2 protein-coding genes are annotated in these 671 nt (G+C 60.5%); one reads left to right on the forward strand and one right to left on the reverse strand.

Features of this window, described 5'->3' with window-relative positions; all coding sequences use genetic code 11:
* Positions 1–263: DJ-1/PfpI family protein (locus tag KBX06_RS27500; RefSeq protein WP_210839967.1), on the forward strand; the 263-nt coding region annotated here is incomplete at its 5' end.
* Here the strand turns inward: KBX06_RS27500 and KBX06_RS27505 are convergent.
* Positions 225–671 (reverse strand): YhbP family protein (locus tag KBX06_RS27505; RefSeq protein WP_374225685.1); only part of this gene is annotated, 447 nt, incomplete at its 5' end. The two genes, KBX06_RS27500 and KBX06_RS27505, sit on opposite strands and share 39 nt — an antisense overlap.

Raw genomic sequence — 671 nt, forward strand, 5'->3', positions numbered from 1 at the left:
ATTTTGTCAACGGCGGTAAGCCGGTGTTTGCCATCTGCCACGGCCCGCAGCTGCTGATCAGCGCCGATGTGATCCGCGGACGTAAGCTCACGGCGGTGAAACCGATTGTGGTGGATGTGAAAAACGCCGGGGGCGAGTTTTACGACCAGGAGGTGGTGGTCGATAACGAACAGCTGGTCACCAGCAGAACGCCGGACGATCTGCCGGCCTTCAATCGCGAAGCGCTACGCCTGCTCGGCGCCGGCATCACGCCGCCAGTGTAATTTTTTCCCGAAACCCAGCGTGTTGTCGGTAAATTTGATTTCGTCCGGACGAATCTCCCATACCGGCGCCGACAGCATGCGGGCCACCGGGAAGCGCTTGACGTAGCGCTGGCGCATTCGCGCCTCTTCGTCACCGCTCAGACGACGGATCTCGCCTTTGAACTGCACGCCGCGGATCAGGGCCACCGTTTTTGGCTGGCCGTTAACCGTGCCGGCCACCTTCGCCCTCTGTCCGGTCATCTGGCCATGGCGGGTGTGCTCCTCGCTGAGCAGATAAAAGGCCACGGTATCCGGGTCATAGACGTAAAAGGCATTCGCGCACCACAGCTCGTCTTCACGGGAGACGCACCAGGTGACGACGTGCTGTTTACTCAGCCAGCGACCAATGGCGGCAAGCGTATCCATCTT

Origin of the sequence: Micromonospora sp. C31, assembly GCF_018070575.1 — a bacterium.
Taxonomy (GTDB): domain Bacteria; phylum Actinomycetota; class Actinomycetes; order Mycobacteriales; family Micromonosporaceae; genus Micromonospora.